The sequence below is a fragment of the Neobacillus cucumis genome (genome assembly GCF_002860255.1).
GTDB lineage: Bacteria > Bacillota > Bacilli > Bacillales > Cytobacillaceae > Neobacillus > Neobacillus cucumis_A.
The window spans coordinates 1-15,993 of sequence record NZ_PGVE01000086.1 but is presented as its reverse complement, the minus strand read 5'-3'; the positions used below and the strand labels follow the sequence as shown (position 1 = coordinate 15,993).

General features: G+C 37.7%; 15 protein-coding genes. 12 read left to right on the top strand and 3 right to left on the bottom strand.

All coding sequences use genetic code 11. The features are described 5' to 3' along the window. Window positions 1-90 precede the first annotated feature (90 nt). The 7 genes from CVD27_RS22565 (at window position 91) to CVD27_RS22535 (ending at window position 7,295) form a co-directional block, all read left to right on the top strand. Window positions 91-594: an AAA family ATPase gene (locus CVD27_RS22565; RefSeq protein ID WP_101650639.1), complete on the top strand. Its 504-nt coding sequence runs from the start codon at window positions 91-93 to the stop codon at window positions 592-594. A gap of 129 nt (window positions 595-723) precedes the next feature. Next, a complete protein-coding gene (locus tag CVD27_RS22560; protein ID WP_101650637.1) occupies window positions 724-1,350 on the top strand; it encodes a chloramphenicol phosphotransferase CPT family protein in 627 nt (208 codons plus the stop codon). A 92-nt stretch (window positions 1,351-1,442) separates the two neighbouring features. Then, on the top strand, window positions 1,443-2,861 hold the full coding sequence (locus CVD27_RS22555; RefSeq protein WP_101650634.1) for a sigma-54 interaction domain-containing protein: 1,419 nt from the start codon (window positions 1,443-1,445) through the stop codon (window positions 2,859-2,861). Between the two features lie 352 nt (window positions 2,862-3,213). Next, window positions 3,214-4,512 (top strand): CitMHS family transporter, encoded by a 1,299-nt coding sequence (locus CVD27_RS22550; protein ID WP_101650633.1) that lies wholly within the window; start codon window positions 3,214-3,216, stop codon window positions 4,510-4,512. A gap of 11 nt (window positions 4,513-4,523) precedes the next feature. Further along, entirely contained in the window at window positions 4,524-5,861 is a 1,338-nt protein-coding gene (locus CVD27_RS22545; RefSeq protein WP_101650632.1) for an acyclic terpene utilization AtuA family protein, read from the top strand. After that, window positions 5,842-6,153, top strand: a complete 312-nt coding sequence (locus tag CVD27_RS22540; RefSeq protein WP_101650631.1) for an AtuA-related protein — start codon at window positions 5,842-5,844, stop codon at window positions 6,151-6,153. Before CVD27_RS22545 ends, CVD27_RS22540 begins: the two co-directional genes overlap by 20 nt. A gap of 35 nt (window positions 6,154-6,188) precedes the next feature. Beyond that, window positions 6,189-7,295: a chitobiase/beta-hexosaminidase C-terminal domain-containing protein gene (locus CVD27_RS22535; protein WP_101650630.1), complete on the top strand. Its 1,107-nt coding sequence runs from the start codon at window positions 6,189-6,191 to the stop codon at window positions 7,293-7,295. Window positions 7,296-7,700: 405 nt separating this feature from the next. Here the strand turns inward: CVD27_RS22535 and CVD27_RS22530 are convergent, their stop codons facing one another. Further along, entirely contained in the window at window positions 7,701-8,087 is a 387-nt protein-coding gene (locus CVD27_RS22530; protein WP_257984461.1) for an ABC transporter ATP-binding protein, read from the bottom strand. 199 nt (window positions 8,088-8,286) lie between these two features. On the opposite strand from CVD27_RS22530, the gene CVD27_RS22525 reads away from it, so the two are divergent. Together CVD27_RS22525 and CVD27_RS22520 are read left to right on the top strand one after the other, a co-directional pair. Next, complete coding sequence (locus CVD27_RS22525) at window positions 8,287-10,194, top strand: 3'-5' exonuclease (protein WP_101650629.1); 1,908 nt, start codon at window positions 8,287-8,289, stop codon at window positions 10,192-10,194. Window positions 10,195-10,507: 313 nt separating this feature from the next. Further along, window positions 10,508-11,488, top strand: coding sequence for an NAD(P)-dependent alcohol dehydrogenase (locus CVD27_RS22520; protein WP_101650628.1), 981 nt, complete (start codon window positions 10,508-10,510; stop codon window positions 11,486-11,488). Window positions 11,489-11,748: 260 nt separating this feature from the next. Here CVD27_RS22520 and CVD27_RS22515 read toward each other — a convergent pair whose 3' ends face one another. Then, window positions 11,749-12,369: an NAD(P)-dependent oxidoreductase gene (locus tag CVD27_RS22515; RefSeq protein ID WP_101650626.1), complete on the bottom strand. Its 621-nt coding sequence runs from the start codon at window positions 12,367-12,369 to the stop codon at window positions 11,749-11,751. A 763-nt stretch (window positions 12,370-13,132) separates the two neighbouring features. Here CVD27_RS22515 and CVD27_RS28895 point away from each other — a divergent pair. Continuing rightward, on the top strand, window positions 13,133-13,267 hold the full coding sequence (locus tag CVD27_RS28895; RefSeq protein WP_257984460.1) for a hypothetical protein: 135 nt from the start codon (window positions 13,133-13,135) through the stop codon (window positions 13,265-13,267). Window positions 13,268-13,342: 75 nt separating this feature from the next. Further along, window positions 13,343-14,476, top strand: coding sequence for a lipase/acyltransferase domain-containing protein (locus tag CVD27_RS22510; protein ID WP_101650625.1), 1,134 nt, complete (start codon window positions 13,343-13,345; stop codon window positions 14,474-14,476). Window positions 14,477-14,658: 182 nt separating this feature from the next. Here CVD27_RS22510 and CVD27_RS28890 read toward each other — a convergent pair whose 3' ends face one another. Continuing rightward, complete coding sequence (locus tag CVD27_RS28890; protein ID WP_180960403.1) at window positions 14,659-14,811, bottom strand: hypothetical protein; 153 nt, start codon at window positions 14,809-14,811, stop codon at window positions 14,659-14,661. A 468-nt stretch (window positions 14,812-15,279) separates the two neighbouring features. Here CVD27_RS28890 and CVD27_RS22505 point away from each other — a divergent pair, with 468 nt between their 5' ends. Next, entirely contained in the window at window positions 15,280-15,864 is a 585-nt protein-coding gene (locus tag CVD27_RS22505) for a hypothetical protein (protein WP_101650624.1), read from the top strand. The last annotated feature ends 129 nt before the right edge of the window (window positions 15,865-15,993 follow it).

The window sequence follows — 15,993 nt, the reverse complement described above, 5'->3', positions numbered from 1 at the left end:
CATATTGAACTCAAGGATAGTCGGAGTTAAAGAAGGTTTATCCTCTTGTATGAATAAGCAAAAAGTAATTAGTTTAAGGAGTTGTCAATTTTGTTGGAAAATAATAAATTACCTTTATTTATTATTACTGGTGCGAGTGGGACGGGTAAAAGTACAGTGGTTCCATACCTTCGTGAGATGCTGGATCATTTTGATGTGTTTGATATAGATGTCATATCGGAAGATGTTGGTGATTGGCAAAAACTTAAAAATGTTTGGTTAAAAGTTGCAAGTAATATCGCTAAAAGCCATCGAATGACTGTCCTTTGTGGAACGATCATGCCTTGGGATGTCGAAAAATGCGATACTTATCAAGATTTTAGTCATATTTATTATCTAAACCTTCATTGTGATGATGCTACTCGTGAAATACGGTTATCTAAAAGAGGCTGGTCACAGGAACTTATTGAGGAACATAAAATTTTTGCAAAATGGCTGCTTGAGAATGCGGAAAAAGCATATTCTCCACCCATGCCTATCGTCGAATCAAATAGTAATGTGCATGAAGTTGCACTGAATATTAAAAATTGGGTGTTGAATGTTTTGGATAACTAAATTTTCGCTTGTAACAAAAGAAAATTTAGTAAATTTTTAGCTAATTTATACATTAGCAACAAATTGCTTTAGTTCATCAAAGGATATTTCCTCAAGAAGGGAATATTGAAATTTCAAGGAGAGAACTCGATGTTAAAAATTGATAAACCTGGAAAGATTATTATTCTTAACGGAACTCCAAGATCTGGGAAATCGAGCATTGTAGCTGTCATTCAGAATACGTTCGAAGGTGTGTGGATGAACGTAGGGGTCGATCGATTCATGACGATGACCCCCGAAAAATATCAGCCTGGGATCGGTTTGCGGCCTGGCGGTGAACGCCCTGACCTCGAACCTCTCGTTACGATTATGTACCGTGCAATGTATGAGACGATTGCTATATATAGCCGATTAGGGCTAAATGTCGTAGTAGATGTTGGTCACCATGAAGGGTATTCCGTCTCATTGGAAATTCTTTCAAATTGTGCCCGAATACTAAATGGACTTCCTGTTTTGTTTGTTGGCGTCCGTTGTCCAATCGAAATTATCATGGAACGAAGGCTTAAAACTGGGTATGTTGGATACACCGCTGAAGGAAATGTACCAAAGCCCGTCAGTTTATGGCAGCAGCTAGTCCACGTACCTGGTATCTATGACTTGGAGGTCGATACATCAGTCCTCACTTCCGATGAGTGTGCTAAATTGATTCACCAGCGACTCGAAGATGGTCCACCTCCGACAGCTTTCCAGAAGATTGAAAGAAGGGAGTTTAACTGAGTCTTTCAAAAAGTAACAAAGAAATACCAAATAGTGATAAAATATTCCGTGAAGGTAGATAATTCAGAATATTGGAAAAGAGGGTAGGTAAAGTGCTTCAACAAAATAATACAACTGATTTTTCTTTAGAATCGCAAATTGAATGGTGGAAAGCGATCGTTTATTCCATTAATGATGGTGTGTTGGTCATCGATCATGAAGGGATCGTTAGACTTATTAACCCGGAGTATACACAAATAACAGGAGTAACTCCGGATATTATTGGAAAGCCGTTAAAGGAGTATCGTCCTGGTGCTCAATTAACTGAAACCTTAATAGACCGAAAATGTAAAGTAGGAGTTTACCGAAAAACAGAGGACAGGGAATATATGGTTGATATGGCTCCTATCATCGTAAACAATCGAATCATAGGGGCTGTATCTGTTTGTAAAAGCTTGACAGAAGTACATAAACTATCTCAAGAATTAAAGAAAAAAGGGGAAAAATTAGAGCAGCTTGAAAAAAGAATGAATTCTCTTTATCAAGCAAAATACACATTTGAAGACATAATCGGCAAAAATGGAGGATTAAGAGAAGTCGTCTATGTTGCAGAAAAGGTGTCTGAATCAGAGTTGCCTATTCTCGTGACAGGGGAGAGTGGTACTGGAAAGGAACTGTTTGCGCAGGCGATCCATAATAAAAGTAACAGATTTAACCGAGCTTTTATCCCCGTCAATTGTGCCGCCATTCCATCTTCTCTTTTAGAAAGTGAACTATTTGGTTACGGAGAAGGTGCTTTTACCAATGCTAAAAAGGGTGGTAAAATCGGACTTTTTGAAATGGCAAACAACGGAACCATCTTCCTTGATGAAATTGGAGACATGTCCTATGACCTTCAGGCTAAACTATTAAGGGTTTTACAAGAAAAGAAAATTCGAAGAATAGGTGAAACGAGTGAACGGGAGATTGATGTAAGGATCATTGCTGCCACACACCGTGATTTAGAGCAGCTTGTCAACAAGAACCGTTTTCGTGAGGACTTATTTTACAGATTGAATGTGATAAGCCTTCATATCCCTCCCCTTCGTGATCGAAAAGAAGATATTCCAGACATTGTCCAATTTCTGCTTCAATCAACGGAAATGAATTTGTTACAGAACAAGTTCTCTCTCAGCTATACAATTGAAAAACAAACAATGAATTTATTACAGATGTATGAATGGCCTGGGAATGTCCGTGAATTAAAGAATGTAATGGACTATGCTACCTGTATGGCGGAGGGAACAGTCATAAAGACCGATCATCTTTCCGAGATTATTACGAAAAAGAGTGTCCCATTAATTGAATCTGGTGAATCTCCGTTAAACCAAACTTTACAAGAAGCAATGGAGGCAGCTGAAAGAAACTTTATTCAAGATACCATAAAAAGATTTGGTCATGACATTGATGAAAAGAAAAAAGCTGCCAAAGTGTTAGGGATCTCACTAGCTACTTTATATAATAAACTTAAACGCCACAAACTCCATTTCTAAACTATTAGAATGAGGACAATGTAATTTCTAAATCATTAGAAATGGGGCAACCTCCCATGATAGTAGGAGTCAAGGAGGAAAAAACAAAGTTTTGTTCTAACTATTTAGAAATACAATGAAGAAATGGAAAATTAGAGTGAGCGCCTATTTTGAACGCGCTTTCTTTTTTTATTTCTGAAAATCTAAATAAATCAAGCCATTTTATCCTATCATCACTTATTTCAAGTTTAAAATAGTAAAATAAAATCATTTTGGCACAGTACTTGCAAGTAATATGGATAGCTTAACAAATTTTGAAAAGGGGGATCGGTGTTTAAGCTTTCATAGTGGTTTATATCAAAGGGGGGATTGAATGTTAGCACTTTTAGGCTATTTAACCATTGGGGTATTTCTCTTTTTCATTATGACAAAACGTCTTTCCGTTATTATTTCGCTCGTTCTGGTGCCGATTGTTTTTGGACTTATAAGCGGAGCAGGAACGAAGTTAGGACCCATGATGCTTGATGGGCTTCAAAAGGTTGCCCCAACGGGAATTATGGTCGGTTTTGCGGTTTTGTATTTTGGTCTCATGATGGATGCTGGTTTATTTGATCCCATCATTTCTCGGATGATTCGCATGGTGAAAGGAGATCCTCTAAAAGTTGTGATCGGTACAGCCATCGTAACCATGCTTGTTGCGTTGGATGGTGAAGGGGCATCTACCTTTATGATTACCATCTCAGCATTCCTCCCTCTTTATAAAAGACTGGGGATGAATCCGCTTATCCTGTCTGGTGTTGTTGCTTTAGGAGCTGGTGTCATGAATATCGCACCGTGGGGAGGCCCAACTGCAAGGGCGATGACAGTCCTTCATGCTGACTCAGTTGAATTGTTTAACCCCGTTCTCCCAGCCATGCTAGGAGGAATCATATGGGTATTATTCTCAGCATTTTGGCTTGGAAAAAAGGAGAGGGCACGACTTGGAATTATGGATGTAAAGAATCTATATGGTGATGTTATGTCGGAACAAGCAGCTGCTATTGAAGGAAAAAGACCACAAATGTTTTGGTTCAATGCGTTATTAACCCTATTATTGCTTATTGCACTTGTCATGGCATGGCTGCCAATGCCTGTGTTATTTATTGTTGCTTTTGTGATTGCTTTGCTTGTGAATTATCCGAAACTACGTGATCAACAAGAGCGGCTAACTAATCATGCAGGTAATGTTGTCATGGTATCCACCATGATTTTTGCAGCCGGTATTTTTACAGGCATTCTTACAGGAACGAAGATGATTGACGCCATGGCTTCCTCTTTCGTTTCCATTATTCCTGCACAGCATGCAGAGCTTTTACCTGTTCTTGTTGCTATTACAAGTATGCCTCTTAGTCTAGTGTTTACTCCAGACGCTTATTATTTTGGTGTGCTTCCTATTATAAGTGAAACAGCTGTACGTTTTGGAATGGACTCCATTGAGGTAGGGCGTGCAGCGATTCTCGGTCAAATGACTACAGGCTTTCCTTTAAGTCCTCTGACGGCTTCCACGTTTATACTGGTTGGATTATCAGGGGTAGATTTAGGCGAACATCAGCGTTTTATTTTTAAATGGGCTTTCGCAACAACCATTGTCATGACCATTATTGCATTAGCAACAGGAGCTATATCTATTTGAGGTGATAAGAAATGATTAGAATTGGATCAGGAGCAGGATTTTCAGGAGATCGACTAGAACCCGCCGTCGTATTAGCGGAAAAAGGACAGTTAGATTATCTTGTATTGGAATGTCTCGCTGAACGAACCATTGCATTGGCCCAAAAAAGAAAACTCTCAAATCCAAGTTTGGGATATGACCCATTATTAGAAAAGAGAATGGAACTTCTCTTACCGATTATCCGTAAAAACAAGGTTCGAATTATTACCAATATGGGTGCGGCTAATCCTATTGGTGCTGCAGAAATGGTCGTCATGATGGCTAAAAGTCTAGGAATCTCCTTAAAAGTGGCAGCGGTTACAGGTGATGACGTCCTGACTCACATCGAATGTCATGATAAGACATTGGAGACCAATACCAATCTTTCCAACTATCAGCCGTATATCTCGGCAAATGCCTACTTGGGTGTAGAGGCTCTTTTACCTGCGCTGGCATCTGAAGCAGATATTATTATCACTGGACGAGTCGCAGATCCGTCACTTTTTGTTGCTCCGATGATTTATCATTTTGGCTGGTCTTTAGAAGATACGAATCGGATCGCGCAAGGAACTGCTGTAGGTCATTTGTTGGAGTGCGGTGGTCAGATTTGCGGTGGATATTTTGCAGACCCTGGGAAAAAGGAAGTCCCGGATTTGGCTAACCTAGGCTTTCCCTATGCAGATGTGTCACCAGATGGAAGCGCTATTATAAGTAAAATAGAGGGAACTGGAGGGATTATTTCTTTAGCTACAGCGAAGGAACAGCTTTTGTACGAAGTAACAAATCCAAATGAATACATTACTCCAGATGTAGTGGCTGATTTCACAACCGTTCATTTAAAAGAAATGAGACCGAATCAAATTGCTGTTTTCGGATGTACCGGAAAAAAGAAACCTGAGAAACTGAAGGTAAGTGTAGGCTACCATGCCGGCTTTATAGGGGAGGGAGAAATTTCTTATGCGGGGTCAAATGCCTTAGGAAGGGCAAAACTTGCAGGAGAAATCATCCACGAACGACTGAAGAATGATTTTACCGAACTTCGAATCGATTATATCGGCAGTTCTTCGGTTCACCGAACCTATTTTGGTCAGAAGGAGGCCCCCTATGAGATTCGTTTGCGAGTTGCGGGTAGAGCCTTGACCAAGGAGAAGGCGTTGAGAATTGGTGACGAAGTAGAGGCACTCTATACAAATGGGCCGGCAGGCGGCGGTGGAGCCCGAAAGTATACGAATGAAAACATTGGTATTGTGTCAACCTTATTGCCAAGAGAGAAAGTCAAACCGTTAATGGTTATGAGGGAGAGTATAAAAAGTGAAGAAAAAATTATATGAATTAGCTCATAGTCGTGCTGGGGATAAAGGAAATACGCTAATCGTATCGATTATTCCCTATAATGAAGAGGATTACCCTTTATTGTGTGAGAGATTAAGTTCCGAAAAAGTAAAAGACCATTTAAAAGATGTAGTAGAAGGGACTGTTATTCGATATGAGGTTCCAAATATTGCAGCGCTCCAATTTGTATGTCAGCAAGCCCTTCTTGGAGGGGTGACGACTTCATTAAGCACTGATACTCATGGGAAAAGCTTAAGCTATGCATTGTTGGAGATGGAGATAGATTGGTAGATATAAATAGCGAACAAGGGAGGAAACAAAGTCATATGTTGAAAAAATTTACAAATATCATGGTACTAACCTTTCTTATTTTACCTGCATTCACATTAACAGCCTTTGCTAAAAATGATGAAAATAAAGGAAAAGTCGCTGCCCCGATTTCCTCATTACCAGAAGGGGCTTATTACAAGGAGCAAACCGTCATCCTAAGTTCTTCTACACCAGGTGTAACTATTTACTATACACTTGATGGAAGCACACCTACAAAGAGTAGTATCTTATACTCTAACCCCATTCAAATACATGAAGATACAACTATTAAAGCCATTGCCATAAGAGGGAATACCAGTAGCAGTGCTTTAACAGTTAGTAAGGGGAATGTTACTAGTGAAATCGCTACTTTCACTTACACTTTCGAAACTAGAGAATCCATTGCTTCGAAATTTTTAAGCTTCACCTATGACTCTATGCCTTATCGACTCTATGTACCTGAAGACTACGATCCACACAAGGTTTATCCTCTTGTTTTATTTTTACATGGTGGTGGAGAACGGGGTAATGATAATATTAAGCAGTTAACAGCTAATGATGGAGCAGTGATCTGGGCAGCACCGGAAAATCAAGCAAAACATCCTTCTTTTGTTTTAGCCCCTCAAGCACGAAATGTACCGGATGGGGGATTTACGGTCACACGAGATTCTAATAACATCGTTAATTTAAGCCGAGTTTTTGAGTTTTCTACTGATTTACAAAAGGCATACGAAATACTCCAACATGTGAGAGAGACCTATCATATTGATTCTAATCGTTTATATTCCACAGGCTTATCCCAAGGTGGATTTGGTACATTTAATTTAAATATCGCTTACCCGAATCTATTTGCTGCAATGGTTCCAATGGCAGGCGGGGCTGATCCAGATAAGGTATATGTACTAGCTAAAAAACCGATCTGGGCCTTTCATGCCGAGGATGACCAAGTCATTCCTGTTTCCTTTTCACGAAATGCAATAGAGGCGATTAAAAATGCTGGAGGAAACCCTATCTATACGGAATATCCTGCAGAGATGAAATATAACCATGGATCATGGGTGCCTGCTTATGAGAATAAAGAGATGATTGAATGGGTATTTAAACAAGTTAAATCTTCAAATTAATTTAAAATTTTTTCAAAAAAGCTAGTTTAATAATTTATATTTAAGGTTTTAAGAAGAGCCCAAATCATTAGTAAAAACGCGGGATAAATTGGGGGCTTTGCCAATTTTTCCTCTCAAATAGCCTGCTGAGAATCATCTGATATTCCTTGACCGGACATGTTGCTGACAAAAAGAGCAGTTTATATTTAAGCTGCTCTACTTTTTTATATGTTTTGGCCTACTCATAGCTCAATATTTTTTGCAGGTTTCTCAAGAGAAAGTTTTTTCCTATTTCATTAAATAAAACCTGTTCATATTGTCTGTCATTGTAATCGGACGGCTGAAAAAATACCGTATCCTTCAGATTTTTCATTCGTTACGGTTCTAGTTTTTTTCCTTACAAATTAGCCCAATTTTTTTAGCTGCTTATTTTTTCTTCAGAACACCTTTTTTCACTAAATTAATGAGGATACCTTTATTTTTAAACTTGTTGTAAGCTATTAATTTATTTAAATCCTTCACAGTGAGATTTGCTGTATTGGTACCTAGTTCAAATTCCTTCGTTCTCTTTATTAATTCAAGGGCAAAATCGATTTGCTTTGGAGACAGTGAATAGTCATCTTGATTTTTTAAATGGACTGCAGAGTTTACCTTTTCCTCAACAGATTGTTCTATCGTTGCGGCATGCTCGCGCAACCTTGCTTCTACTATTGCTTCTATTTCCTCTTGACTGATGGACTTGATCTCAGTCTCTGAAGGTTTTTGAGTAGTATTAAATAATTTATCAAAAATACCCTTTAACAATCTTGACACATCACTTTCATCACTTTTTTCATTTATTAACTATGTCTGTAAAATATTCCTACCATTCTATTATTCAAACAAACATGAAAAAAAACAATACTTTTGTCAGTTTTTTGTGGAAATGATGTCAAAATATTGTTATTTTTTTATGCCTATTTTCCTATTTGTTGTATAATGGAGAAAATTGCAAATTTTGGAGCGTTTATTTATGGCCATTACGATACCTGAAACCATTCGATCAACTGCCACGGCAGGGGAAAGGTTATTTTTTCGAACTCTTAAAACCTTCCTTCCAGATGATTACATCGTTTACTTTGAGCCTGAAATTCAAGGAAAGAGACCGGATTTTGTCATTATTGGTCCTGACCTTGGGATCGTTGTATTAGAAGTAAAAGATTATACGAAAAATACCCTTTTCCAAATTAACCATGATGAATGGCATATTGTCGCGACTTTCGGTGATCAAGCTGTGATCAAAAGCCCGATGAAGCAGGCAAGGGATAATATGTTCCATGTGGTCGATGTGTTGAAAAAAGATAAAAACCTCGTTCAATTGGATGGTAAATATAAATTTCAGTTAAAATTCCCCTACGGGCATGGTGTTGTTTTTACACGAATGTATTCAAAAGATTTTATTAAAGAGGGACTTTATAGTGTGATTGAACCGCACCTTTGTTTCACAAGGGATGAAATCGATCCGGATAAAGAGGAATTTTCCGAAGAGGTCCTCATGGAAAAGATTTTGAATATGTTTGTTGTCCCATTCCGTCTGAAGGAACCACTCACGCTTGAGGACATCAATGCGATTCGCTATCATTTATTCCCTGAGGTTCGGATTAGTGCTGAATTTAAAGCGCCGGTCCCGTATCAAGATCAACTATTATTATCGCTTCATGATATTAAAACCATGGATCTTCACCAGGAGAATTTGGCTAAGCAAATCGGAGATAAGAATCGGTTGATTCGCGGAGTGGCAGGAAGCGGGAAAACGATTATTTTGGCAAGTCGCGCCAAGATGTTGTCGAAACAGAATCCCGACTGGAAAATTCTGATCTTGTGCTATAACATTTCACTGGCAAATGCCATCCAGCAAATGATTCATCATATGTTAAATGAACCGGAGGATTTATTTGATTTTGATCCTACCGCCAAGAAGGTTCAAAATCAAAATATTATCGTCCGCAATTTTCATTCTTGGTTGAAGAATGATTTAAAGATCAGGGAGCAGCAGCTGCCTGCATTCATTAAAAAAATCGAAAGAAAAGAGGCCATTCTTCCGACCTATGATGCGGTTTTGATTGATGAGGGACAAGATTTTGAAGCGGACTGGCTGAAAATCGTCAGCTTACTCATCAATGTAGATACGCAATCACTGTTATTAGTAGAAGATCGGGCCCAGACGATTTATAATCGTAAACGTTCCTACCTTCAGGATACCGGTTTAAGCTTCCAGGGCCGATCAAAGGTATTATCCATCAATTACCGAAACACCCAGCAAATTGTGAAGTTTGCTTGGGATTTTTACCGTAAGCATTCTATGTTCAAGAATAAAGTGGTCAATCGTGATCTCGAAGGGGAAATCATTGCCCCGCAAAGTACCAAACGAAAAGGACCGGAGCCAGGGATTGTAAAGGCTGCTAATTTCTTTGAAGAAATGAGACTAGTTGCGAGGCAAATTAAAAAGCTGCATTTTGAGAGAAAAGTCCCACTTGACGAAATGTTAATCCTGTACCGGGTGAAACGGACGCATCAATATCCGATTATTGATATCATCAAACGAGCTTTAACGGATGAAGGGTTGCCGTTTTATTGGATAACTGAAAATGACGTTTCGAAGCGATCCTTTGAGAAAGAAGACGGTAAGGTTAAGATCAGCACGATTGACAGCAGCAAAGGCCTTGATTTCCAGGCAGTATTTATCGTCAACGTTGGCTCGATGCCATTTCCTTTAGAAGAAAATAGAGAAAGAGAAGTGTCCCTTTTATATATTGGGATGACTAGGGCGAAGGAGTATCTTTGTCTTTCTTACTCAGGTGAATCCGAATTCACCTTGTATCTTGATGGGATTCTACAGGAGAGAAGAGAGAAGAATAAGGGAATCGTGAAAGTTAATTAATACTGAGTATGCGAATATTATAATGGATCTATAAAATAACTAGTACTCTATCCGTTAAGGGTGTTATTTTTTCATAGAATTCATTAAACAATTCTTCGTATTTCCATATCTACATAAATCTAGTGCCAATAGTTCCTACGGTATTTGTTCGAGGTCATCCAGGAACAGAATAAAATAATTGAGAACCACCAAGAAAAATTAGAAGAATTAGAAAAACGAATAGATGAGTTGGAACAAAAGAAATGAACTGGGTCTAATTTATTCTTAAAATTCGTATTTATAGTAAGGATTAAAACGAATTTGAGGTGGATATATGAAAGCCATTGTGTACACAAGGTACGGTCCCCCTGATGTTCTTGAAGTAACACAAATTGAAAAACCAATTCCGAAAGATAATGAAATCTTAGTTAAAGTAAAAGCCACAACGGTAACAGTAGCAGATATAAGGTCACGGAGTTTTACAGTTCCACCTGCTTTTTGGCTGCCTGCACGTATAACACTAGGTTTTAGACAACCCAAAAAAGAGATATTAGGAATGGAACTAGCTGGTGAAGTGGTATCAGTTGGAGAAAAGGTAAAAAAGTTCAAGCAAGGTGACCAAGTTTTTGCGGCATCCTTGGTTGGATTTGGTGCTTATGCCGAATATAAGTGTTTGGACGAAGATGGACCTGTAGCCATTAAGCCTTCCAATCTAACCTATGGAGAAGCTGCTGCCGTTCCTATTGGTGCTCGTACAGCATTATATTTTCTTAAGAAAGCAGGTCTAAAGAGCGGTCAATCGGTTTTAGTTTATGGTGCATCAGGAAGTGTAGGAAGTTATGCCGTTCAGATTGCCAAATATCTCGGAGCAAACGTTACAGGAGTTTGCAGTACCAAGAATGTGGAATTAGTAAAATCTCTTGGAGCTGACAAAGTTATTGATTATACAACAGAGGATTTTTTTAGTACAGACGAAACATACGATATCATCTTTGAAGCGGTAAACAAGAGTTCTTTTTCAGCCTGTATGAAATTGTTAAAGAACAACGGTACTTATATAAATGTTACTGAACCGCTTCCAACTGTTCAAATGCTATGGACTAAATGGACGAGTAGCAAGAAACTATTATTGAGTCGAAATCCTCCTGAAACTTCAGAAGCCTTAAACTTCCTTAAAGAACTTATAGAGATGGGGAAGTTAAAAGTGGTCATTGACAGATCTTATTCGTTTGATGAGATTGTCGAAGCTCACAGATATGTCGAGAAAGGACACAAAAGGGGAAATGTAGTGATAAATGTGGAACAAAATAACTAATATAAATAGTACTAAATCAATTAATTCGAGGGTTGCTGAGGCAGCTTTTTTTATTAAACGAAAATGGTAGTTTAATAAGTAAAAGAGAAGTTAATTTTACAACCTCTCTTTTACTTATCATTCCTTGTGATTTTTAGACTCTACTGCATATATAGATATTCTGAAAGGAAGCTAAACTTTAAGGGTGGAGATTGTTACCGCATCTCATGATCTTTTGCAACAAACGGGTTCAACCAATAGGAAAGTGTGTAAGAATCATATTAATAGGAGATCCCTACACGTGTTTTTTCATAATCGCTTGCTTTTATTTGTTTGTATGTAAATTCTGCTGTATCCGGTACCGATATTTCAGCTCCACCCTTCGGCAAAAAATTTCGGTCGATTCGATATTTGCCAACCCTTTCTCCATCTGGTAAGTACGTAGGACAGACAATCGTCCATTCGAGGGTTGATTGTTTGAGCATATCGTAAACTTTATGATGTTCTTTCGCTGCACGGGTTGACTTCTGCCTAGATTCATTTGATTGATATCGCAGAGAATTTGGCATCGTTCTACTTTGCAGAATACCCGCCGTTCCGATCGTGAGGATTCGTTTTATCCCTTCGTTTTCCATTGCTTCGATGATAAGGGGCATACTATCTGATAGAGTGGTTGTGCCATCCGTATTTAATGCACTAATAACCACATCCATCCCATGCATGGCACGGACGATATCATCTTTTATTAAAACATTCCCTTGAATAATGGTTAAATTTTCATCATTTATTTGTAACTTCTCTGGATCTCGAACTAATACGGTAACATGATGTCTGTCATGAAGGGCATATGTCACTAGTTGACTTCCAACTCGTCCCGTTGCACCGAAAATTAAAATATTCATAAAAATGAGGCTCCTTTTGTAGTTAGTATATTTTACTATAAAAGTTATCTTATTGTCTTGTTCAACGAAATGGGAGGGTTAGTGGAAGAGAGGAAACTTATTCCTTTGTATAGGGTAAAAAAAATAATTATGTTTAGGGAAGTGTGTAGATGGATTACAGATTATTGGTATAGCTCTTTTACTTGTGTCGCACTTAGTAAGATTGAAGGGAGTTGTACCGCATGCAACGGATAAAATTTATGATTAAAGTGTTTCTGAATGAGCCTATGTGGTTCAAAATACTAATTTCTATCACTTTCCTTGCTTCCATTATTTTAAGCAGTTCGTTTTTTTCAAATCATACTTATTTACGAAGTGGTTCCAAGTTAGCAGCCGCTATCTTCTTTTGTGCTTACGCTATTAAATTTAGGAGGAATTTTAAAACGGCTTTCCTCTTCTATGCTTGCTCTGTATTATGCATTTTCCTCTCCATTTGGTCATTATTTTAGTTTTATAATAGATTGAAATGAGCTTGTAAGGATGAAAATTAATTGACTCTATTTAATCGAGGCATAGTTGAAGAAGAGAAATATCTATCTTAACCTGTTCACTTTACTGCTTTAACGCTTTATTAACAAATTTCGGAACGATATTAACAAAAATTCAAGGATATTAACAAAATTCCAAGGGATATTAACAAAATTTGATATCATTTTAACAAATTCCAAGTAGGCACATTTCTGCTTTTTTTTAAATGGAATGATGGATATATAATACATACATTGTGAATTTAAAGAGTAAAATCACCGATACCATAAAGTACATGGGCAGTTATCAAGAAGTCCAAATATTTGATGATGGAAGTGTTCATATCGCCGTTAAATATTATTATGGGCCAGTATATAACAAAAATGTTTAAGAAATAAGACCCAAAGTGTAAATGAACGTTAAGGATCAGTTTGTTCATTTTTGAAAAAATGGAGGAATTTTATCTATGTCGATACCTACAATTTTAATACCAGGTATTCAAGGTACCAAGCTTCTCAATACAAACACACTGGATTTCGATACCATTTGGTCAACGATCCAAAGTAGGTATGAAACGATCTATGACCTCCTTTTAAAGCAGGACAGCCGTTTTGAGGTCAATCCTAAGTCAATCATCGAACGAGGGGATGTTGAGGATGTTGCCTATCGGGAAATCGTTCACGTACTTGAACGAAAAACCAAGCAGCCAGTTTATATTTTTGGGTATGATTGGAGGCAATCTTCACTTGATACAGCCAAACGTTTAGCTAATTTTGTTGAATATCTTAAGGAAAAACTTTCTGTAAAAAAGTTTAACTTTATTGCCCATAGTATGGGAGGAATGGTGCTAAGTAGCTATTTAAAGACACTACAAGGAAATTATGATTCCATTGAACATGTCATATTTGCTGTACCTCCTTTTAAAGGGTCTATCCATGCGCTTATTTCTTTAACGATGGGCGAGGGTGGTATTCGCTTTCCCATGTTTAATTCGAGTGATGAGTTCCGGAAAATTGCCCGTACGTTCCCTTCTGTTTTTGAGATGTGTCCTACCTATCAAAAAGCGGTTATATTTGAAGATGGGGCTAATTTTGATATTTTTAACCCTGATCATTGGCAATCGAACATCGGCGATGATGACTGGGGGATGTTCTTCAATCGAATCAGTCACATGAAAGCCTTTTGGGACCTTCAAAATCCAGCCATGATGGATTTAAAGGAGCTTCCACTTGAGGTGAGGAAAAGGTTTCTTATTCTAATGGGAATGGGAGAAAGAACTAAGAATAGAGTCATTGTTCAACCGAAAAGCCCTGATGGAAGGGTGAAGAATTTTTTTAACTTTGATTCACTAGATTCCGAAGGTGATGGCGATGGGACTGTTCCGTTTGAAAGTGCTTCTATTTATAAAAATGACATTTTGACACTTGGTATCAAGAAGAAATGGATTGATTTTTCCTTTCACGCCCTTTTCTTGAATGATGGTAGAGTTCAAACAACCATTACCCGATTTTTATTGAATCAAACGTCCGAACATTCCAATGGATCCCCATGGTGGACAGTCATAGATGACTCAGTCAACTTGATTTCAATTGAATCATAAGATGGCAAATATTCAGTTAGGGGGCGGTTCTGATGGATTTCTAAATCTATTTAAAAGGTGCTAAAAATAAAAAATCTCTTAAGGGGGTTTTTCATCGCTTATATTATATAATAATATTATGTAAACACAAATAAACGAGGAAGCACCGTGACCAAAAAAGAAACATATGTTCCTATTTTTGTTTATAAATGGTATACTTGAATGGCAATAGAATAGGATTTCTCAAGTGTGGTCGGCACACTCCCAAACAGAAAGGGGGTGATGCTGAATGACCGTTTTTGAATCATTAATGTTTGCGATTGGTTTTGCGAGCTTAATCGTAACCATTCTGTCATTTAGATCAAAAAAATAATCCACCCTTGAGTTCAGAGGCTCTGGTGGATTATTTCTTCCTTAGCTGATCCCCTTTGAGGGAACCGTCTATTGCTGACCGGACATGTAGCAGCATGTTCGGTCTTTTTTAATTTATTCATATTTAGTTTCATTATAACTTATATCATAACAATCTCCAAATTTTTTAAAGCACACATGATATAACCTATTAATTTGAGAACAATAAAGTCGATGGGCTTTTATGTGATAAAAACAGACGATTCTCAACACAGTGAAAATTAAAATTCAAGTTTATGTCGTTTGATGTCTGAGTTATAATTGGATGTAAGGCTGACATAGTCTTTGATCAGGTGTCCGAAATCTTCCGCTAAGCAAAAGGTGCATAGTGTTAGAAGATCAGCCTAATTTTGGGTTTTACAAATAGTGGGGATTATTATACTAAATTTAACCGAGCAGAGGAGAAGAACACATTGTCAATCGAATTGTTATCAAAAAATACAGCAGGTGTTTTTAGTACTTTAATTAGGCAGCCTCATTGGGAAAAAGTAGAGTTGCAAGAAGGGATTAAAAAGGTTTTGTTACAAATAAGGGAAAGTGCAAGCTCTCAGGAAGCGTATTTAGAGTCACTCTTAAGAAATGTTACCTTTCAATATGCAAATACAAATACTGCCATCTCTTTTTTAACACAGTGTATTGAAGAAGAACAGTTTTTCTCTCAGGAAAGTTTCCATTCAATTATGATAAATGTCCCCAAGCAGGTCCAAGATTCTAATTTCATAGCTGAAAATATGCCTAGGTTTAAGGAATTAGTTTACAAAGGATCGACGATGGAAGAGCAAGTACTCCATGCAGAAACGTTCTTTTTCCATACCAAGCTGGTTAACGACTTGATGGTTGAATTTATAGGGACCTTCCTGCAGCCGAATAATAGGGAATTTATGGTGAACTTCTTGGAATATTCTTCTCAAGTAGTCATTGATGCTGTTATGCATTATTGCCAAACCTATTCTAATCTTATGATAGAAGAGCTAAACTCGACTTTATCCATTCAATAGAATGCTGGCTCTGTGGTAAAAACAGTAGAGTTATACGTCCACTATGATCAAACTAGTGTAGTTGCCATAGTGCCTAACCCACATTTTTTATTGAAGGCGTGCCCAGCAAAGCCGTTAATTGCTAGTTGG